Source organism: Anaeromassilibacillus senegalensis (assembly GCF_001261775.1).
GTDB classification, from domain to species: Bacteria; Bacillota; Clostridia; order Oscillospirales; family Acutalibacteraceae; genus Anaeromassilibacillus; species Anaeromassilibacillus senegalensis.
Genome location: NZ_LN868535.1, coordinates 345351 through 365347, shown reverse-complemented (window position 1 = coordinate 365347; position 19997 = coordinate 345351). Strand labels below are relative to the sequence as shown.

General features: G+C 57.3%; 14 protein-coding genes. 8 read left to right on the top strand and 6 right to left on the bottom strand.

All coding sequences use genetic code 11. From position 1 onward, the window contains the following. Positions 1-368: 368 nt before the first annotated feature. Positions 369-6653 (top strand): MGH1-like glycoside hydrolase domain-containing protein, encoded by a 6285-nt coding sequence (locus BN2106_RS01945; protein WP_195891751.1) that lies wholly within the window; start codon positions 369-371, stop codon positions 6651-6653. Positions 6654-7026: 373 nt separating this feature from the next. On the opposite strand, the gene BN2106_RS01940 is transcribed toward BN2106_RS01945, so the two are convergent. Continuing rightward, positions 7027-7356: a helix-turn-helix domain-containing protein gene (locus tag BN2106_RS01940; protein WP_050696885.1), complete on the bottom strand. Its 330-nt coding sequence runs from the start codon at positions 7354-7356 to the stop codon at positions 7027-7029. Between the two features lie 182 nt (positions 7357-7538). On the opposite strand from BN2106_RS01940, the gene BN2106_RS01935 reads away from it, so the two are divergent. The 7 genes from BN2106_RS01935 to BN2106_RS01905 all read left to right on the top strand — a co-directional run bounded on the left by BN2106_RS01935 (position 7539) and on the right by BN2106_RS01905 (position 15763). Continuing rightward, positions 7539-7787 (top strand): AbrB/MazE/SpoVT family DNA-binding domain-containing protein, encoded by a 249-nt coding sequence (locus BN2106_RS01935; RefSeq protein WP_050696884.1) that lies wholly within the window; start codon positions 7539-7541, stop codon positions 7785-7787. Between the two features lie 322 nt (positions 7788-8109). After that, entirely contained in the window at positions 8110-9549 is a 1440-nt protein-coding gene (locus BN2106_RS01930) for an FAD-dependent oxidoreductase (RefSeq protein ID WP_050696883.1), read from the top strand. Then, a complete protein-coding gene (locus BN2106_RS01925) occupies positions 9542-10444 on the top strand; it encodes a hypothetical protein (RefSeq protein ID WP_050696882.1) in 903 nt (300 codons plus the stop codon). The genes BN2106_RS01930 and BN2106_RS01925 overlap by 8 nt, the downstream gene beginning before the upstream one ends. Further along, positions 10419-12425: a thioredoxin domain-containing protein gene (locus BN2106_RS01920; protein WP_050696881.1), complete on the top strand. Its 2007-nt coding sequence runs from the start codon at positions 10419-10421 to the stop codon at positions 12423-12425. The genes BN2106_RS01925 and BN2106_RS01920 overlap by 26 nt, the downstream gene beginning before the upstream one ends. 362 nt (positions 12426-12787) lie before the next feature. After that, on the top strand, positions 12788-13366 hold the full coding sequence (locus BN2106_RS01915) for a hypothetical protein (RefSeq protein ID WP_154666385.1): 579 nt from the start codon (positions 12788-12790) through the stop codon (positions 13364-13366). Between the two features lie 407 nt (positions 13367-13773). Next, positions 13774-15168 carry an MATE family efflux transporter gene (locus BN2106_RS01910; RefSeq protein ID WP_050696879.1) on the top strand — a complete coding sequence of 465 codons (1395 nt, stop codon included), beginning with the start codon at positions 13774-13776 and terminating at the stop codon, positions 15166-15168. After that, the gene (locus BN2106_RS01905; protein ID WP_050696878.1) at positions 15161-15763 is read left to right on the top strand and encodes a cytidylate kinase-like family protein; all 603 of its coding nucleotides are present in this window, start codon (positions 15161-15163) and stop codon (positions 15761-15763) included. Before BN2106_RS01910 ends, BN2106_RS01905 begins: the two co-directional genes overlap by 8 nt. 69 nt (positions 15764-15832) lie before the next feature. Here the strand turns inward: BN2106_RS01905 and BN2106_RS01900 are convergent, their stop codons facing one another. Genes BN2106_RS01900 through BN2106_RS01880 form a run of 5 tightly spaced genes read right to left on the bottom strand, consistent with a single transcriptional unit; the run spans position 15833 to position 19996 of the window. Then, on the bottom strand, positions 15833-16330 hold the full coding sequence (locus tag BN2106_RS01900) for a hypothetical protein (protein WP_050696877.1): 498 nt from the start codon (positions 16328-16330) through the stop codon (positions 15833-15835). Then, positions 16330-18516, bottom strand: a complete 2187-nt coding sequence (locus BN2106_RS01895) for a collagen-like domain-containing protein (protein ID WP_050696876.1) — start codon at positions 18514-18516, stop codon at positions 16330-16332. The genes BN2106_RS01900 and BN2106_RS01895 overlap by 1 nt, the downstream gene beginning before the upstream one ends. Before the next feature lie 4 nt (positions 18517-18520). Further along, a complete protein-coding gene (locus BN2106_RS01890; protein ID WP_050696875.1) occupies positions 18521-19018 on the bottom strand; it encodes a phage holin family protein in 498 nt (165 codons plus the stop codon). Continuing rightward, the gene (locus BN2106_RS01885) at positions 19005-19739 is read right to left on the bottom strand and encodes a peptidoglycan recognition protein family protein (RefSeq protein WP_050696874.1); all 735 of its coding nucleotides are present in this window, start codon (positions 19737-19739) and stop codon (positions 19005-19007) included. Before BN2106_RS01885 ends, BN2106_RS01890 begins: the two co-directional genes overlap by 14 nt. Then, positions 19736-19996: a hypothetical protein gene (locus BN2106_RS01880; RefSeq protein WP_050696873.1), complete on the bottom strand. Its 261-nt coding sequence runs from the start codon at positions 19994-19996 to the stop codon at positions 19736-19738. The genes BN2106_RS01885 and BN2106_RS01880 overlap by 4 nt, the downstream gene beginning before the upstream one ends. Position 19997 lies beyond the last annotated feature (1 nt).

The window sequence follows — 19997 nt, the reverse complement described above, 5'->3', positions numbered from 1 at the left end:
TAGCCGCAATTGCTCTAAAAATTGGCGGCGTTTACAGATTTATCCTATCATAATAACCAAATGTTTTCAACCTTGGCATATGAAATATTGTAAATTTTTTTGCGTGCCTTTTCAATTAAAAATTTATAAAATCCATAAAGTTTTTGCGGAATAATTGTGTCATTTGTGCAAAATTGCTGGCATTTATTGGGGAACCTGCCGCTTGACCGGCACGCGCGGCACAGTTATGATATATTTGTATGAAATCGTCTAATGGATAAACGTGCTTGAGTGATTCATTGGAGCGAAGAATGGAACAAAACGAGCCGGCGGGGAAAGGGGGAACGGGGCCGGCAGACAAAGAGGATTGGAAACACAAGGAGGAGAAAATGAAAAAAGGTAAACGGATTCTGGCCCTGTGCCTGTCCGCGGCGATGCTGTTCAGCTCCATCCCGGCGGGGATGGCGACGGCCGCCGCGCGGGAAAAGGAAATTGTAGCGGGCGGCTACGAGATCGATATGGACGACCTGCCGAAGGTGTATTTTGCAGAGCATCCCGAGTGGGAGGAGCTCTACGAGGCCGCATGGGAGTCCCATAAAAGCAATATCCGCAAGGCGAACACCATCCTGAACCCGGAGGATGTCTACTACGTGGACGAGGCGTTCAGCGATATGATCTTTGCGTGGGACACACTGTTCATGATGATGTTCGACAAGTACGGCATGCATCAGTTCCCGGTCCAGGAGGCGCTGGATAATTTCTATTATTTCCAGGTCGACAACCCCGGCCAGCCGGACGACGGCTTCATTGCCAGGGAAATCAGCGAAAAGACCGGCGTGCACGCCTCCTATAACGGCGAGTACGACAACCCGCTTTCCGTCAACCCGCCGCTGTGGGCCTGGGCGGAGTGGCAGCAGTACCAGATTCACGGCGATAAATCGCGTTTTTCCAAGGTCATCGATGGCAAGACCGTGCTGGAGCGCATCGTCTCCCACTTTGACTTTATCAAGCGCACGCGCACCATGGAAGAAAATGGCCTGTACGGCAAGACCAGCGGCCTGGCCAACGGGTTGGACAACACCCCCAACCAGGACAACAGCCGCAAGGAGCAAACGTACAACGACCTGAGCATCCAGCAGGCGCAGTCCGCCTATTATATCGCCAAGATTGCGCATGAGATCGGCGATACCGCGACAGAAGAGCGCTTTAATAAGGAATACGAGGAGATCAGCGCGCTGATCAACGAGCTGCTCTGGTCCGAAGAGGGGCAGTTCTACTTCAACCTCGACAAGAACCAGCAATTCACTAACGTCCCGACCCCGACGGGCCTGTGGGCGCTGGCCGGACACGTGGCGACGCCGGAGCGCGCCGACGCGATGGTCAAAAACTACGGCCTTAATTCCGAAAAGATGTACCGCCCGCAGGGCCTGTCCACCGTCACCTACGACTGGCCCACCTTTAAGACGACGGGCGGTTACTGGAACGGCGCGATCTGGGCGCCGACCTCCTTCCAGTACATCAAGGGACTGGATTACTACGGCTACGACGACCTGGCGTTCTCCGAGGCGCTGCGCCATGTGGAAGCCCTCTCCGACGTATACGAGGCCGGCAAGACCGACTCCGTCGTCGGTTCGGCGACCCTCTGGGAAAACTACGCCAGCGAATACGCCCGCCAGGGCTCCCCGGCCCGCAGCAACTTTGTCGGCTGGACCGGCGCGCTGGGCATTGGTACGATCATCGAGGACCTGCTGGGCGTGGAACTGCGCGCCCCGCTGAACGAGATCGACTGGGACCTCCGCCTGACGGAGGCCTGCGGCATTACAAACCTGTATATGTGCCACGAGGGACAGCCGGTCCGCGCTTCCCTGGAGATGGCGGAGCGCAGCGGCTCCGATTCCCCGGCGGACATCACCGTCACCGCGAACGTGCCGTTTACGCTGTATGTGACAAACGGCGACGTCAAAGAAACCATTGAGGTTCCCGCTGGCAAACATACCTACCACATCGACGGTGTGGAAGAAGAAGACGCGTATCTGGATGCGGCGGCGCGCCCGTTACAGGCAAACGACGATTCACTGGCAAAGGAAGCCGTCGACGCGAACGCGGCGGACTACGTTACGTTCACCGACGCGAAGGATGAGAGCATCGACGACGGCCTGCTGTATCAGACCGGCAAACGCGCTGGCGCGATCACCAACGTCAATACCATTGGCTACCGTTACAACAGCACCCAGAGCCCGGTCAAGCTCTCCGACAGCGCGGAGCTGGCGGCCCTCGGCTTTGAGGGCGCGAAGAGCCTGACCAAAAAGGCGTTTACCGACGGCGAAGAAGGCTTTATGCTCAATGTCCCGGCGGACAATGCCTTCAGCACGGTCAAACTGATCGTCGGCGTGCAGAATACCACGGCGACCGTGACGGCGGCACTGTCCGACGCGTCCGCGCCGCGTGCCATCCGCCAGATCACCGGCGGCGCGGCGGAACAGACCTATGTGATTGAAATTCCGTACCGCGCGGGCGGCGACGGCCAGTCCCTGCTGGTCGAGTACACTGCGGAGAGAGGGACGGAAGGTTCCGTTTCCCTCAAGGGGATTATTTATGAAGAGGGCGGCACCGCATTGCCGCAGGTGCTGGAGAATCCGTCCCTTGCGTCCGGCGACGGCCAGCTGGTCCTCTCCGCAGACGCGGCGGAGGGCGCTTCCTATGACAGTTATAAGGTATACATCGGTGAAAAAGCGGGCGAGCTGACCGAGGTGCGCACCGCATCCGCGCTGCCGTATACCATCGCTTCCCTGGACAACTACAAGCGCTACTATGTCGCCGTTTCCGGCGTCAAGGGCGGTGTGGAAGGCGCTCTTTCCGAGACCGTCAGCAACGTGCCGGAGAAGACGCCGCGCACCGAGCGTGAGCGTGCCTATGCGGATTACGAGTCCGTCAAAGAAGCCATCTTGAACGGAAACGCGGGCTTTGACGCTGTGACAAGGCCGTTGAACTTCAACGTCACCGGCCCGGTCTACGGCACGACGTTCACTTTCTCCAGCACCGCGAACGGATACCCGGCCGGCCTGATGAACGACGGCTCCGTTTTGTCCCCGACGCTGCCGGAGCCGGACCGCCAGTGCGAGCTGACAGTTTCCGCCACCTGCGGCAGTGAGACCATCACCCTGGTGGAGAACGTTGTGGTCAAGTCGCTGGCGTATGACCAGCAGCCCTACGTCTTCGGCACCATGGTTTCCGCCATGAACACCACCGCGGACCTGACCGCGGAGGGAACTAAGGACTGGGCGCAGTTCTGCACCGACTATGTGAATGATTACGCAAAGAAAGACACGGAAAATACCATCACCGGCCTGCGCCGTCTGGCGGAAGGCGGCGTGGACCATGCCAAAGACATGCCGTTCCGGTACAGTGCGACGGACGCCAAGGACAAGGCGCCGGTGGACCGCACCTGTATCACCTCCCGCGGGCCGGAGGGCGAAGCGGGCTTTGAGTTCCAGCTCCCGTACAGCGAGAAGATGCAGCATGTGAACATCTATGCATCCTCCTGGAACGCCACCACGCGCGTGGACTTCCTGGTCAACGGCGCCGTGCTGTACAGCACCACCTACGGCGGAAGCAACGGCTGGGACGTCCAGAAGATCGGCGTGGACTACAAGGTTCCGAATCCGGACGATGTGGTTACCGTACGGCAGATTTTGGTCAAATCCAATACCGGCGGTTCCGGCGGCAGCATCGGTTTGCCCGCGGTGACGCTGGCGGAGACCGACGGCGTGATTCCGGAGCCGGACGACAACGTTTACGCTTCCGGCGTGATTTCCGACGCGAACAACGCGACGGTCAGCCTGACCGCCGAGGGAACCAAGGACTGGGCGCAGTTCCCCACCAAGCTGGTGAGCGACTACGCGAAGAAGAACGTGGAGACCAGCTCCATCACCAACCTGCACCGCCTGGTGCCGGACAGCACGGAGCTGGCGGTGGACGTCGCCAAGGATATGAAGATCAGCTTCAACGCGTCCGACGCGGCGGCGGGCACACAGCCGAAGAACCAGTGGGCGATCACCTGCCGCGGCCCGGAGCAGCTGGCGGGCTTCGCCTTCAATCTCCCGACCAGCGACAAGATGCAGAACGTCAACGTCTATCTGGGTTCCTGGAACGGCACCTGCAAGGTGGAACTGTTGATCGGCGGCAAGGTCCGGTATACCGGCGAGTACGGCGGGTCCAACTGGTCCGTGCAGAAGTGCAGCATCGACTACTATACGGACAACCCGGACGATGAGGTCGAGTTCCGCATGGTCATGACCAAGTCGCACACGGGAGGCGTCGGCGGCAGCATCGCGCTCGCCGGAGTCACCCTGCGCGAGACGGACGCGGAGGTTCCGGAAAAAGATCCTCCGTTTGACGAGTCCTTCAATATCACCATGACGAACACCCTGCCCGACAAGATCGATCTGACCGCGGAAGGCGGCAAGGACTGGATGCTGTTCAACAGCGTGGACGGCAAAGCGGCCTACGAGCGCAAGAATGTGGAACCGCAGATCCGCGATTTTGCGATTACCAATCCGGACAAAGCGCCGCACCGCGTAAAGAACAGCGAATACAAGACCGTCTATTCCTTTACGGACGGCACGCCCACGGCGAGCATGGAGAACCAGAAGCCGTATGTCGTCGTCGAAACAGTCGGCAACGGCGTGGACTTCACCCTGCCCGGCGGCCCGAACCGCCAGCAGGCGAAGATCACCTTCGGTGACTGGAATTCCCAGATGGTCGTCGAAATGACTTCCAAAGACAAGACCGCTTCCTATACCTATCAGGTGGGACAGCCGGTCAAATACGGCATGTATACCCTGACCTACCAGTCCGATGAGGACGTGCATGTGCGCATTTATAACAAGGCGATTACCAATGCAGCCGGCAACTTCAGCATCACCGCGATCCTGCTCAACGAGCTTTACAGCGTGGAAACCGCTCCAGCCGCGGGCGGCAGAGTCCGCGTGGGCCGCGCGTCCGTTGCGGCGGGCGAGACGGTTGACGTATTCGCTCTGCCGGATGAGGGCATGCGCCTTGCCTCCCTGTCCTATCAGGCGGACGGCGGCGAACCCGTGGACATCACCGGCGGCAGCTTTGTGATGCCGGAGGGCAACGTGACGGTAACCGCTGTATTTGAAAAGATTCCGTTGGCCACCAACCTGCTGATCGCCAGCTACGGCGTGGGCGCGAACCTTACCGTCACCGGCGGCGGGGACGATGTGCTCATTGAACGCGGCGGCCTGTATGCGGCGCGCATCGAAGAGGGCAGCAAGCTGACCTTTAACTTTGCGCCTGCGGACGAGAACGACCGCTTCCTCGCGGTTGAAGTCAACGGCGAGCCGGTGGAGAATATTTCCGCCGACAGCGCGGTCTACACCTACACCATGCCGGGCGAAGCGGCACAGCTCACCTTCAAGTTTACCATCGTCAAGACCTCCATCCTGCGCATGGTTATCGACACGGCGAAGGAACTGATGGAAGGCGACGAATACGCAAACGCGGTCGAACCGGTCCAGAAGAACATCACCAACAAGCTGGCGGCGGCGGAGAAGGTCCTCGCGGACGCGTCCGCCACCCAGGCGCAGGTCGACAAGGCCTGGAAGGACCTGATGCTTTCCCTGCATTACCTGTCCTTTGAGGCGGGCAGCAAGACCGAATTGGGCAAGCTGATTGCGATTGCACAGGACGTCAACACCGCGGACTTCACCCCGGAGACCGTCGCCGTATTTGAAAAGGCGCTGGCGGAAGCGGAAGAAGTCTACAACGACCCGGACAACATGCTGAAGGCCGAGATCGACAAAGCGTGGAAGAACCTCTACGACGCAATGTGCGAGATGGGCTATCTGGCAGACCGAAGCGAGCTGGAAGGCGTGCTGGAAAAGGCCAACCAGACCCTGGAAGAAATCGATCTGTATGTGGACGGCAGCGAAGCCATCCTGACAGCGGCGATTGAAGCGGCACAGACCGTCTACGATGACGCGTCCGCCACCCAGAAGCAGATCGACGCGGCGGCGGGCAAACTCGCCAACGTACTTGCCGGCCTGCGCAAGATTCCGGACAAGGACGCACTGAGAGAACTGATCGAGAAATACCTCGACGTGCAGCCGGACGGCTACACCCCGTCCAGTTATGCGGCGCTGCGCGCGGCCCTCGCGGCGGCGAACGCGGTCTATACGAAGGAAGGCGCGACCCCGGCGGAGATTTCCGGCGCATACGATACGCTGGATCAGGCTGGAAACGCACTGGAGAACGACCGCCACAACACCCCGTCCGGCGGTTCCTCCGGCAACAAGAAACCGTCCGGCAATACGTCCGGTACCGGCACGGCGCTTGCCGTAACCAGCCCGGTTGTCGCGGCGGCGCAGGGCGTGGCGGCACAGCAGTCCGTCAGCTCCGATACGACAATGAACTTCACCCTGAAGAGGGGCAGCGCCTACTGCTTTAAGATGACCGTTATGGGCGGCAACAACGCGGCGCCGAGCTTCACCGTCGGCAACGGCGATGTGCTCAAGACGCAGTTTGTCGCCAAGATCGGCAACGATTACTATTACAGAGTCTGGGCGGTCGGCGCACCGGGCCAGAGCACCGGCGTGTATACGACCATGCCGAATGAGAATCCGCAGAAGCATTGCGCGGTGACGATTGGCTAAAGGCTTGTAAAAATCACAATCTCATAGTAGAAAAGAGGAAGGCCGCTTACTGCAAGCGGCCTTCCTTGTGTTTTTCATCTAAAGTGTAATTATCAAACGCGTTTTTCCGCTTTTCTGAAAAGCGGCGGGATCAAAGGGCAGAGCCCTTTGCCGCTCCTCGCAAGGAGCGGAATTCTCTTCCTGAGAAGAGCGAGTGGGAACGAGTGATATAGTTGTTTATGGGGCAGGGTGCTGCCGCCTTTGTTTTTCCACAGCACGTCGGTGTGTTGATCAGCTCTTGTGTTTTTGCAACCACAGCGTTTAATCCAGCGTTGTTTTGCAAAGAACGGATCACGCTATTAAAAAAGCCCCTGAACCATCATTCAGAGGCTTGTTAACTATTTTGCAGGGAGGTAATCACACTATCGAAGATTTCCAACGCCTGTCTTCTTTTTGTTATATCAAGGGATTCCAGTTTCTTTGAAATATCACTGCTTTTGGCTTCATAACCCACTATCAAACTATCTTGAAGAACATCGTCTGCGGAAGCGGTTAAAGTATTTAGAATCAAAATAAACGTTTCTAGTTTAGGCACCTTATTCCCACGTTCAATATCAGCCAAATATTTTGTGCTAATGCCTATTCTTTCCGCACAATCTTTTTGACTCCAACCACATTTTGCCCTGTACGCCTTTAACTTTTTACCAATGCTCTTTGAATTCATAAATACCACCGCCCATCTATTTAGGGTCGTTTACCTAAATAGTATACAAATAGAGCAAATCAAATAAAATGATCTATTTGTAGTCTTTTCCCCAAATAGGCGTTGTATTCCATAAAATAGTATGCTAACATTAATTCGGAAACATCATTTCCAGTATTATTAAAAAGACAGGGGATAGTAAAATGGTAGAAACAACAGGCATTACCCGGAAAGTGGACGAGTTGGGGCGGATTCTATTGCCAGTGGAAATCCGAACCGCTTTGGGCATCTCAGAAAAAGACCGCTTTACAATATATATGGACAAGGAAAGCCGTCAAATTATCTTGCAAAAGGCCGATTACGTGTGTCTGAAGTGCGGTTCGGCGGAGTTGTTAAAAGAAATCACACCGGATTTTTACTTGTGTGAAGCCTGTATCAAAGAGTTGAAATAATAAAAAGGGGGCCGTTGCAGAATATAAACTGCAACGGCTTTTATCCATACGTCAACACCAAGGATTGTAAAGGACCATATCACTCGTTCCCACTCGCTCTTCTCAGAAAGAGAGTTCCGTTCTCTGCGGAGAACGGCCAAAGGCTCTGCCTTTGGAAACCGCCGCTTTTCAGAAAAGCGTGAAAACGCGTTTAAGGAATAACCTGCAAGATAAACAAAATAGGGCTACTTTGTAACGTGTCCTTCCTTTCCCCTCCAAAAAGTCCCGCCCATCCCGGTTATTTCCGCCCCTTCTGCGGAATCCTATGGGCGAGGTGAAGTACATGGAATCCATATGGAGCAAAACAACGGAATTACACCCGCGAAAACCGCTGCCCGGCAGTATGCAGACCGAGACGGCGGTGATCGGCGGCGGGTTGGCGGGCCTTTTGACCGCCTATTTTTTACAGCAGCGCGGCGTGAAGACGATCGTGCTGGAAGCGTCCCGCATCGGGAGCGGCCAAACGAAGAATACCACCGCAAAAATCACGTCCCAGCACGGGCTGATCTACCATAAACTGCTGCAAACGCTGGGCGAAGAACCGGCACGGCAGTATGCGCGGGCAAACCAGCAGGCAATCGATGCGTACCGCTCGCTGATTCGGGAAAAGAAAATCGATTGCCAGTTTGAGGAATGCCCCGCGTATCTCTATTCCACCGTGGAAGCGGAACCGCTGGAACAGGAGGCGGAAGCGGCGCGATTGTTTGACATCGACGCGCGCTTCACCACCCGTACAACGCTGCCGTTCTCCGTGGCGGGCGCAGTACGGTTTTCAGGGCAGGCACAGTTTCACCCGCTGGCGTTTTTACAGGAGATTGCGGACGAACTGGAAATCTACGAGGAGACCCGCGTGACCAAGGTCGAGGACGACCGGATTTTTACAGACCGGGGGACAGTTACCGCACGGAACATCGTGTTTGCCACGCACTATCCGTTTTTGAATTTCCCGGGCTATTATTTCCTGCGGCAGCACCAGGAACGCAGTTATGTGCTGGCATTGGAAAACGCCGCGAAGCTGGACGGTATGTATCTGGGAATCGACGAAAACGGGCTTTCGTTCCGCAACAGCGGCAAATACCTGCTGCTGGGCGGCGGAAGCCATCGCACCGGCGAGAACCGCGCTGGCGGCAAATACGAAATGCTGCGGCGTTATGCGGAACAGTTCTGGCCGGAGAGCCGCGAGGCCGCGTACTGGTCGGCGCAGGACTGCATGACGCTGGACGGCGTGCCGTACATTGGGCAGTTTTCCGTCTCCACGCCGCACTGGTTTGTTGCCACCGGCTTTCAGAAGTGGGGCATGACCACCTCCATGGCGGCGGCGCAGTTATTAACCGATTTGATCACCGGTGTGGAAAACCCATGCGAAGAAGTTTTTTCCCCGCTGCGGTTTACCCCGGCGGCTTCCGCAAAGACCTTTTTGCAGGAGGGGCTGCATGCCGTGCGGGACCTGTCCCGGCAGGCGTTTGCTCCGCCGCGCGCGGAGATTGACGCCCTTCCAACAGGCCATGGCGGCGTAGTGTCCTGCGAGGGCGAAAAGGTGGGCGTATATAAGGATGAGCAGGGCGAGGTCTATATGGTCTCCACGCGCTGTCCGCATTTGGGCTGCCAGCTGGAGTGGAATCCGGATGAAAAAAGCTGGGACTGCCCCTGCCACGGTTCCCGCTTTGATTACCGGGGAAATTTAATCGATAACCCGGCACAGGAGGGGCTGCCACATGCGTAATTTCCACGGCGCCAGAAAAACGCGCAGCTACTTTGAAGGCTGGTATTTTAAACAGCAGAACGAGACGGACGTCGTCGCGCTGATCCCGTCATTCCATGTGGACCGGACGGGACGGCGTTCCGCGTCTTTACAGGCCATCACAAACGATCAATCCTTTTCCGTACCGTTCCCGGCGGAGGCATTCCGCGCGTCGGAAGGACGGTTTTGCGTGCGGTTGGGCAGAAGCGTGTTCACCCGCGGCGGGTGCCAGCTCGACTGCGAGACAGAGGAACTGAAGCTGAAGGGACAACTGCAATATGGGCCGTTCACGCCGCCGGATACCGACGTGATGGGCCCGTTCCGCTTTGTTCCGGGGATGCAGTGCCGCCACAGCGTGTTCAGCCTGTCCCACCGCGTGGACGGCTGGATTTCCGTCAACGGGAAAAAGATGGTCTTCCAGCGCGGCACAGGATACATGGAGGGCGACCGCGGGCGCTCGTTTCCCCGCCGGTACGTCTGGACGCAGGGAAGCGCGGACGGCGGCTGTGTGATGCTCTCCATCGCGGACATCCCCGCCGGCGGGCGGTCTTTCACAGGCTGCATCGCCTGTATCCTTTGGGAAGGAAAGGAATACCGCCTGGCGACTTATACCGGCGTAGAGCTGCTGCACATCGGCAAGCGGCTGCTGATGGTCAAGCAGGGAGATTTGCTGCTGACCGTTCAGCTCCTGAAGGACTGCCCGCTTCCCCTGCAGGCGCCGCAGGGCGGCGCGATGGGCCGCACCATCCATGAGAGCGGCGCCTGCCTGGTGCGCTACCGGCTGCTTCGGGGCAGCCGCGTGGTGTTCGACTTCACCAGCGGCAAGGCAGGATTTGAATCAGAATGGGAGGATGCATATGAACCATCTGCAACATGAAAAATCGCCGTATCTGCTCCAGCACGCGGAAAATCCGGTGGACTGGTATCCCTGGGGCGCGCGGGCGTTTGAAAAAGCAAAGCAGGAGGACAAGCCGGTTTTCCTGAGCGTCGGATATTCCACCTGCCACTGGTGCCATGTGATGGCGCACGAATCGTTTGAGGATGGACGCGTGGCGGAATTTTTGAATGCGCATTTTATCAGCATCAAGGTCGACCGCGAGGAGCGCCCCGACGTGGACGCGGTGTACATGGATTTCTGCCAGGCAATGACCGGCTCCGGCGGCTGGCCGCTGACCATTCTGATGACGCCGGAGCAGCGCCCCTTTTTTGCGGGAACCTACCTGCCCAGGGAGTCCCGCGGCGGGATGATCGGTTTGCTGGACCTGCTGCATACCGTCGCGCGGGAGTGGGCGCACAACCGCCCCGCTCTGCTGGCGGCGGGGGAACGGGTGGTGCAGGCACTGGATGGGCGCAGGGAGCCCGGGCCGGGTGAGCCGTCCGCCCGGATGCTGCGGCAGGCCGTGTCGCTCTTTGGGCAGAGTTACGACGCGCGCTGGGGCGGATTTGGCGGCGCGCCGAAATTCCCGGTGCCGCACAACCTGCTGTTCCTGCTGCGCTACGCGGAGCGGGAACGCGACGAATCGTGCCGCCGCATGGCGGAACACACGTTGGAACACATGGCGGCGGGCGGATTGTTCGACCATGTGGGCGGCGGGTTTTCCCGTTATTCGACGGACAAAAAGTGGCTGGTCCCACATTTTGAAAAGATGCTTTACGACAACGCCCTGCTGGCACAGGCCTATTTGGAAGCGTACGAGCAGACGGACAGGCCGCTGTTCCGCACGGCAGCGGAACGCACGCTGGATTATGTGCTGCGGGAGCTGACCGCGCCGGAAGGCGCCTTCTACTGCGGGCAGGATGCGGACAGCGACGGCGTGGAGGGAAAATACTATGTCTTTACGCCGCGGGAGGTCCGCGAGGTGCTGGGCGAAGCGGACGGCGCGCGCTTCTGCCGGGCGTTCGACATCACGGAGCGGGGCAATTTTGAGGGAAAAAGCATCCCGAACCGCATCGCATCCTTCGCCTGGGAGGCGGACCCGTCGTTATATGAGCTCTGCGAGCGGCTGTACCTGTACCGGAAACACCGCACGCGCTTGCATTTGGACGACAAAATCCTGACGTCCTGGAACGCTCTGATGCTCTCCGCACTCGCGCGGGCGCACCGTGTCCTGCACGACGAACGCTACCTGGAAGCGGCGTGGAAGGCGCAGGTGTTTCTGGAACAATGCCTTTCCCAGCCGGACGGGCGGCTTTATGTGCGCTGGCGGGACGGCGAGGCCGCCCACGCCGGGCAGCTCAGCGATTACGCCTTCTATGCACTGGCGCTGCTCGACCTCTATGAGGAAACGTTCTCCGTATCCTTCCTGCACCGCGCCGCGGCGCTGGCGGACTGGATGCGCCGTCTGTTCTGGGATGAGAACAAAGGCGGCTTTTTCCTCTATGCGTCCGATGCGGAACAACTGATCCACCGCCCGAAGGAGGTCTATGACGGCGCGCTGCCCTCCGGAAACAGTGTGGCGGCGCTGCTGCTGGGCAGGCTGGCCCGCCTGACGGGTGAAGAAAAATGGCGCGGGCTGGCACAGCGCCAGCTCCGTTTTGTGGCCGGCCAAATTGCGGACTATCCGGCGGCATACAGCGTGTCCCTGCTGGCGATTCTGGAGGAAGTATCGCCAACGGAAGAGCTGGTCTGCGTGACGGCAGACCCGTCTTTGCCGGACGACGTGCGGGAAAAACTGCAAAGCCAGCCGTTGTTCCGTCCCGCCGTGCTGGTGAAAACCCCGCGCAATGCGGATGAACTGGCCTGTGTCGCGCCCTTTACAAAAGCGTATCCCATCCCGCCAAGCGGCACACGGTTCTATCTCTGCCGGGGCGGGACCTGCGCCGCACCCGTGGACAATTGGGAAGACCTGCATTTGTAAATTCAGCTTTGTACAGCGTGTGATCGATCGGCGGTTTGCCTGCCCCTCGGATCACACGCTGTTTTTTTCGTTCATTCGGCAACGAATCAATTGCTTGATTGGCAAATAAACCTTTTCACTGGATGACTGTTGACAAAAATAAACGCGGGCGTATAATATTTTCAAATTTGAACGATCAAAGGAATGGTTCCAGTGCAGTTGATAAAAGCAAAGTATCCTGATGGAGCCAGTTGTCGAGGTGCAGACAACACAATATAAAGCGATTCAAAATCCGTGAAATCAGATGAATGAAGTGCAAGATTGGTGCAGAAGCCTGGGGATTATAAGGGCGAGAGGGAAATAAAAAGATGTTTATGCACAGAATGAAAATGAGTTCTATTCTTTTAGCGGTTCTGTTGTCTTTTTTAACCGGATGCAGTCTGGCGGGGCGGCAAACCGCACACGACGCCGACAGCATTGCGGCGATTCCCTATACATTGATTGGAGAAAGCGAACAATGGCGTGCGGCTTACCGGGTGGATGCCGATGTGGAAACCGAGGCAGCGTTTTATGAAAAAGCGTTGGATGCGGCTGAGAAAAATCTCGGCAGGGACAATTCTACATACCAAAGGATGGAACAGGCCCTGCCTGCCTATGCAGGAACGCTTTATTTAGAGTATCTGGGAGACACAGCAAATCTGGAAAACATACAAAGTTATTTTCTCAAGTTTGCTCCCGGTACGGAATGGGAACAGATGGTAACAATGGAAAGACAGGATCTGTTAACTGGTCTGGAAGACTCTTTGAATGGGGAAATGCCTCTTGGAAGGAAACTGTTTGCTGCGGATCCTTCCCAAACAGGGAGCATCCCGCCGGTGGGAAGGACCTATACGCTCAAAGTTGAAATTTCCGGTGTTGATGGCCTGTCTGAAACACTGGAAATGATGAGGCAGATGGATTGAATCAACATTTTTTGTGAGATGAAGGGCTTTGTTGCAGCAAAGAGACTTGGTATCGTTTCACTTCTAATATAGAAGCCGCCGTTTATCCAATCCTGTTGGAAAAACGGCGGCTTTTTCATGGAATTTGCATGGCAAAGAAGCAGTACCCGTGGACAACTGAGAAGACCTGCATTGGTAAATCTGTCTAAAATTGATGGCCCTTCTCTGCGCAAAAAGTCCCAAACTTGGCGCTGATTGCAAATTTCCGCTTACATCGGGGCGAAGTGCCGGCTATAATAAAAACAGAGAGATGCAGTGTTCCATCTGAATAGATGTAAATCCAGCTTTGTACAGCGTGTGATCTATCGGCGGCTTGCCCGCCCCTCGGATGACACGCTGTTTTTTTATGTAAAGGAGAGATTTTATTTATGGCAGAGACAAAGCGTCCGGCGGACAATTATTTGGCAACGGAGCCAATTGGAAAATTACTCCTGAAATTTTCTGTTCCCTGTGTGCTTTCCATGCTGGTGAGCGCGCTGTATAACATCGTGGATCAGATTTTTATCGGGCAGAGCGTCGGTTATCTGGGTAATGCGGCGACCAACGTCGTCTATCCGTTTACCGTGTTGGCGTTGGCCCTTGCCCTGTTGATCGGCGACGGCAGCGCCGCGCTGCTGAGCCTTTCGCTGGGAAGCGGTGACAGGGAGACCGGCAGCCGGTGCATCGGCAACGGCATTGTGCTGACGGGGTTCACCGGTGTTGTTCTGATGGTGTTGGGCTTTGTATGTTCCGACCCCATTTTGCGGATGTTCGGCGTGACGGAAGCCAGCTACCAATACGCATGGGAGTACCTGCGCATCATTTTGATCGGCATCCCCTTCTATGTATTCACCTCGGGTATGAATTCCGCCATCCGCGCGGATGGTGCGCCTGGCTATGCGATGTTTGCCACCGTGCTGGGCGCGGTGCTCAACCTGATCCTGGACCCGGTCGCCATTTTTGTGTTTCACTGGGGGGTACAGGGCGCGGCCATTGCCACCGTGATTGGGCAGGTGGCCTCGTGTGTCATGACAGCCTGGTATTTCCGCAGGCCCCGGATGCTTGCGTTTCATCCATCCAGCTTTCGCTTACAGGGAAGGACCGTTCGCAAGATCAGCCAATTGGGCGTTTCCAGCTTCATTACGCAGATTGCGATTGTCGTCGTCATCAGTGTGGCGAACAATATGATCGTCCTGACCGGCGCGCAGTCGGCGTATGGCGCGGACATTCCGCTGTCCGCCGTGGGCATTGTAATGAAGGTGTTCGGCATCGTGATCGCGTTTTCCGTGGGGATCGCGGTCGGCGGCCAGCCCATCGCGGGATACAACTGCGGTGCGGGAAACCGGAAGCGCGTATTTGACGTGTACCGCCATATCATAGCGGCGAATCTTGTGGTCGGCGCCATCTCCATGCTGTTGTTTGAGTGCTGTCCGCAGGCGATTGTAAGCCTGTTCGGCAACGAAAGCGCGCTGTACAACGAATACGCCGACCTGTGCTTCCGTATCTATTTGGGAGGCATCCTGCTGTGCTGCGTCCAAAAGGCCAGCAGCATCTTTTTGCAGTCCATTGGCAAGCCGGTCAAGGCAACGGTGCTTTCACTCTCCCGCGACGTCGTATTCCTCGTGCCGGGAATCGTGATTCTGGCGCTACAATTCGGTGTCACGGGCATGTTGTGGGCCGCGCCGATCGCCGATGGACTGGCGCTGATTCTGACGGTTGCACTGATTGCGTCGGAGTACCGCGCCACATTCCGCCAATCGAAGGAGGAACCCGTTTATGCATAAAAAAATTGTCACCATCAGCCGCGAATTCGGCAGCGGCGGCCGGACGGTAGGGAAGCTGGTCGCGCAGTCGCTGGGGATCGCGTATTACGACAAAGATCTGGTCAAGCAAGCCGCCAAAGCGACGGGGTTTGACGAACGCTTCATCGAACAGGAGGGCGAGTACGCGCCAGCTTCCAGCGTGCTGGCCTATGCTTTTTCCGCGCGCGGCGCACAGGGAGCGATGAACGGCATGTCCGCGGACGACTACCTGTGGGCCGCGCAGTACCAAATGATCCAGGAGCTGGCGGAAAAAGGGCCCTGTGTGCTTGTGGGCCGCTGTGCCGACTATATCTTGCGGGAGCGCGGCGACTGCCTGAACGTATTTATCCATGCCGGCAAAGAGGCGCGTATGGAGCGCATCGTGCGCCTCTACGGGGAAACGGACAAAAGTCCGGAAAAGCGCTTGGAGGAAAAGGACAAAAAACGCCGTGTCTATTGCAAACATTACACAGGACGCGACTGGGGCGCCGCAAGGGACTACCACCTGACGCTGGACAGCGGCGTGATCGGGGTGGAAAAGTGTGCGGAAGTTGTGGTGACATTGTTAAGGGATTAATATATAGCCGTGGGGCTGTTTCAATATTGAAACAGCCCCACGGCATTTGTTTTTGAGAGATTTTAATAACTAGTTATAAAGACGCGTGATGGAAATGTTGTTTTGGTGTATGGGAATGCCGATATTGCATTGCCCTGATACGATGGATACATCCATACTGATATTTGCGGACTCGGCTGTAATTCGAAATAAGAGCTGCCCGTTTGGAAAAGAATCTAACGTTATCAAATATGTGAGGGGTTCAAAGCCGCTATAATAACCGATCTCTTGCCAGGACTCTCCGTCCTGGCTGACATAGCAATTCCACCCATAGCGTCCTGAATTTACATTAAATGTTATAGAGGTATTTCCTTTAAAATCTGCTCGAAGATAAACGATATTTGGATCTCCAGCGACTGGGATTTCAAGAATACTGTTAACGGTTCCACTTTTGATTTGTTCAATCTTTGTTGCATACGACCGAAATGTATCGCGCTCTGAAACTGCCACGCCCTTTGCCGTAATCGCATTTTTAATTGCCGTCTTGGTTTCCGCTAAATGGCGAAGCTTTTCCGCAATCGTCCCCATCAGACCACCTCCCCGTTCAGCGTATCCAATACAGAGGCCAAATCTCCAAGAAGGTCGATCCACACGCCATCCTTCAGAACAGACAGCGTATTATCCAAGTACCGGATGCCATGCGCGCCGCCGCTGTTTGCCACAGCGCTGTCCTGATGGGTGAGGGGCGTCGCACCGATGACATCGCACATGGCACTTGAATTGATCCATGACGGCGCGCCGCTTGCGCTCTGCGATAAAAATCCGGTTCCAGTGGATGGGGGGATCAGTTGCGCCAGCGCTGTGGTGCTGGATGCATAGACCAGTCGGTTGCTGGTCCAGCTCGTTTTTCCCGTGCCGCCGTTGCTCACACCGACAGTTCCATACATATCCGGCCCATACGGCTTGTTCGCGCCGACTGCAATCCAATAGGTGCCGTCGTACTGCAAAACCTGCGGTTTGTTGATGGAAAGCCAACTGCTCAATTGCCCGGACGCCGTGCTGCTGTTTGTGTAGCTGTACCGGCGCTTGATCGTCTTGGCGCCCAGCCCGTTGAGGTTGAACGTGGGGGATGTGGATGTGCTTGATGCGTGCGGAATGATGGTAATCATCAATCCGGTATACAGGCTGGTCACGCCGTCCAGCGTGGCGGTGTAAGCTGAACCACTGCCGGAGGTGGTGACAACCGGGGCGGTCGAGGCTCCGCTGGGCCCCTGCGGGCCAGGATCGCCTTTATCGCCCTTCGGCCCCTGCGGACCGGTTTCACCCTGCGGGCCAGTCGCACCAATCAAAGAATTCAACCAACCGTACTCCGTTCCGCTGAATCCGTTGTTCCGCGCGATCTCATAGGCGGACAGGCCGTCCGCGCCCTTCGGGCCGGGCGTCAGCTCTACCTTGTCGATCTCGCTGGTTACATACGCCTTTGTCGCATAGGTGGACAGGTCGATGTCGCCTGCGTTGCCGGTGTCGCCCTTCGGGATACCGAAATTCAGGATGGGCTGCGCATCGGTTCCGGTGCGGGTAACAGTGGCTGATGCGCCGGGAGAAAGCGTGGTTACCGTCCCCACAGTGATGCGAGGTGTGGTTCCCGCATCTCCCTTTGGACCCTGTGCGCCGGATGCGCCGGACGCCCCGGTCGCACCTTTTGTGGTTCCCGCATCTCCCTTTGGACCCTGTGCGCCGGATGCGCCGGACGCCCCGGTCGCACCTTTTGCGCCCTGCGGCCCGGTCGCGCCCCGCAGCCCCTGTGCACCCGTGTCTCCCTTGGGTCCCTGCGGACCAGTATCTCCCTTTGGTCCCTGTGCGCCGGCAGGACCAGCCGGCCCGGTCGCGCCTTTTGCACCCTGCGGCCCCGTATTGCCCTTCAGGCCTTGCGGTCCTTGTGCGCCCGCGTCGCCCTTGTCGCCTTTGGGTCCCTGTGGCCCCGGCGTCAGCTCGATCTGTCCGATCTCGGTGTCAACGTACCGCTTTGTCGCGTAGAGCGAGAGATCCAGCTCTCCCGCGTTGCCGGTATCGCCCTTTTCGCCCTGTGGGATGGCGAAGTTAAAGATGGGTGCTTCCGTTGTGCCGCCCTGCGTCACTGCCGCGCGTTCTCCTGCGGGGAGCGTCGTCACCGTCCCCACAGAAATCCGTGGGGTGAGGCCGTCCGGACCCACGGGGCCCGGTTCGCCTTTTTCGCCCCGTGCCAGAATGCCGCTGTCTACCAGACGGTCGGAAGCGCTGCTCCAGACCGTCCAGTTGCCGTTTCCGCCGATCTGCGGCGCCATGTTGCAGGCGTTCTGCGCGGCGGTTTCCGCTTCGGCCTTCGCCGCCAGAATCCGCGCCTCGACCTCGTCGAAGTAGCCCGGCGTTACATCGGCGAACGCGTCCGTTGCATTGATGGACTGATGAACCGCAAAACTGAATTGATTGCTTTTTTTGACCTTTTCATTTTCTCCCTTAACCGCGCGGATCTGCGCCAGCATAAAGCCGTCCGCCGGCATATAGGCGCGCAGAACATCGCAGTACAGAACGCTTGTATCGCCGCTGGTGTTGCGGTTAAGCTGAATGACGCGCTTTTCCCCGTTGATTTCCACGTCCAGGCAGAAGCCCCAACCGGGATAGTCCGCCATGTCGTCCATTCGGAATTCGATGCGGTGCACTTTGTCCTCACCGACATAGCCGATCAGATAGTCCTCATCCGGCACAACCACAAACCAATTCTTTACAGGAATCAAGCGATCACTTCCTTTCTTCTTTCTCGTCGTCCATCAGGCGGTCGCCCGCCGCATCGACGGAATTTTTACAAACCAGGATCAGTTTCTGCAAAAACGCGGGGATGGGCGCGCCCATCGCGCCGGCGTTTTCCACAATGGACCCCAATTCGGTTAATATGTACCATACGATTACAACCGGACAGAACAGAACGGTGTACTGGAACGGCAGAGAAATCGCGGGGAGGTGGTTGACCACCAACCCGATCAAAATGTCCGTCAGCAGGGATGCCGACACCGCGACAATCGATCCCGCCTTGTGCCAGATGCCCTCCCGTGCCGCCGCGCTGCTCCACACGCCGGACTTGCCCGCCGCCGCGCTGCCCGTGATGTAATCCACCACCATGCAGGCCAGATAGATCACCGCCAGCCACCCGAACCAGCCCAGCCACGCGGAAAGTGCCGCCGCCGCTGCTGAAATGGCCGCCTTGATCTCCAAAACCTGCGTTTCGTTAAATCGTTCCATGCGTTTCTTCTCCTATCTGAACGGCGAAGAGCCGCTCACCATTCGCGTACACACCGCAGCCCGCACCGGGCGGGCCAATTGCTTTGAATTGAAAATACCAGTCCCATCCCTGCTGCTTCGCGAACCGCGTCTGCAGCACGGCGCCGTTGCCGACGGTAAAATCCGGCTTTTGGTAGCTGGTCAGCTTTACCGTGTAGACCTGCCCCCTGGGGAGGCGCATGTCCATCGTTGTATCGGATTTGACCGCGTACAGCGCCTGTTTTACCATATTCAGAAACCGTGGCCAGCCGAGCGCCAGCGTGCGATGCGGGCAGTTTTTTCCGGAGTAATCCCGGTGCTTCGTCACCTGCTCCAGTCCCCAGCCGTACCGCGCCAGAATCGATGCGGTCAGCTCCGCCGCATTTCGCTCGGCGGCCTCAAACCGCGGCCCACCGCTCTTGGAATAGCAAATCTCGATGGCGATGCCCTGCCGGTTACCCTTCCCGTTCCCGTCGCCCGCGTGCCAGGCGTTCCGGGTCTCCGGAATCGCCTGGATGGCCTCAATATCGTCGACGGCATAATGAAAAGATACTTTTTGCGTATTGGAACGCATGTAGCGGATTTCATTTTCCGCACTTGCGTCGTTGGCCGTGTTGTGGATTACCACGCGGGTGGGGATCATCGTGTAGGGGGCTTTGATCAGGTATTGATCATTCGAGAGCAGGGATTGGCGGACAATCACGCTTCCACCTGTTCGACGGCGGTTTCCTCCTGATGCTCTTTCAGAAGCATATTGATGTGGTTCTGCGCGCTTTCCTCGATAGTCGCGCCAGGATAGGGGGCGTTGAGCTTTGTCTGAACGATCCAGTCGGCGCCGTTTTCATTGACGATAATATAAACCTCGTCGTTTTTGGTGATTTTGAGCGACGTCATCGCTTTCTTTGCCGGGCAGGAATTGATTGGGGACTGCTTGTCCCAGATTTTATATGTAAGCTTCATT

What these genes read in the sequence shown, in the direction of transcription:
- BN2106_RS01920 (WP_050696881.1), top strand. Translation starts at nt 10,419, where the DNA reads ATGCATATGAACCATCTGCAACATGAAAAATCGCCGTATCTGCTCCAG.
- BN2106_RS01925 (WP_050696882.1), top strand. Translation starts at nt 9,542, where the DNA reads ATGCGTAATTTCCACGGCGCCAGAAAAACGCGCAGCTACTTTGAAGGC.
- BN2106_RS01900 (WP_050696877.1), bottom strand. Translation starts at nt 16,330, where the DNA reads ATGGGGACGATTGCGGAAAAGCTTCGCCATTTAGCGGAAACCAAGACG.
- BN2106_RS01880 (WP_050696873.1), bottom strand. Translation starts at nt 19,996, where the DNA reads ATGAAGCTTACATATAAAATCTGGGACAAGCAGTCCCCAATCAATTCC.
- BN2106_RS01930 (WP_050696883.1), top strand. Translation starts at nt 8,110, where the DNA reads ATGGAATCCATATGGAGCAAAACAACGGAATTACACCCGCGAAAACCG.
- BN2106_RS01935 (WP_050696884.1), top strand. Translation starts at nt 7,539, where the DNA reads ATGGTAGAAACAACAGGCATTACCCGGAAAGTGGACGAGTTGGGGCGG.
- BN2106_RS01915 (WP_154666385.1), top strand. Translation starts at nt 12,788, where the DNA reads ATGAAAATGAGTTCTATTCTTTTAGCGGTTCTGTTGTCTTTTTTAACC.
- BN2106_RS01905 (WP_050696878.1), top strand. Translation starts at nt 15,161, where the DNA reads ATGCATAAAAAAATTGTCACCATCAGCCGCGAATTCGGCAGCGGCGGC.
- BN2106_RS01910 (WP_050696879.1), top strand. Translation starts at nt 13,774, where the DNA reads ATGGCAGAGACAAAGCGTCCGGCGGACAATTATTTGGCAACGGAGCCA.
- BN2106_RS01945 (WP_195891751.1), top strand. Translation starts at nt 369, where the DNA reads ATGAAAAAAGGTAAACGGATTCTGGCCCTGTGCCTGTCCGCGGCGATG.
- BN2106_RS01890 (WP_050696875.1), bottom strand. Translation starts at nt 19,018, where the DNA reads ATGGAACGATTTAACGAAACGCAGGTTTTGGAGATCAAGGCGGCCATT.
- BN2106_RS01940 (WP_050696885.1), bottom strand. Translation starts at nt 7,356, where the DNA reads ATGAATTCAAAGAGCATTGGTAAAAAGTTAAAGGCGTACAGGGCAAAA.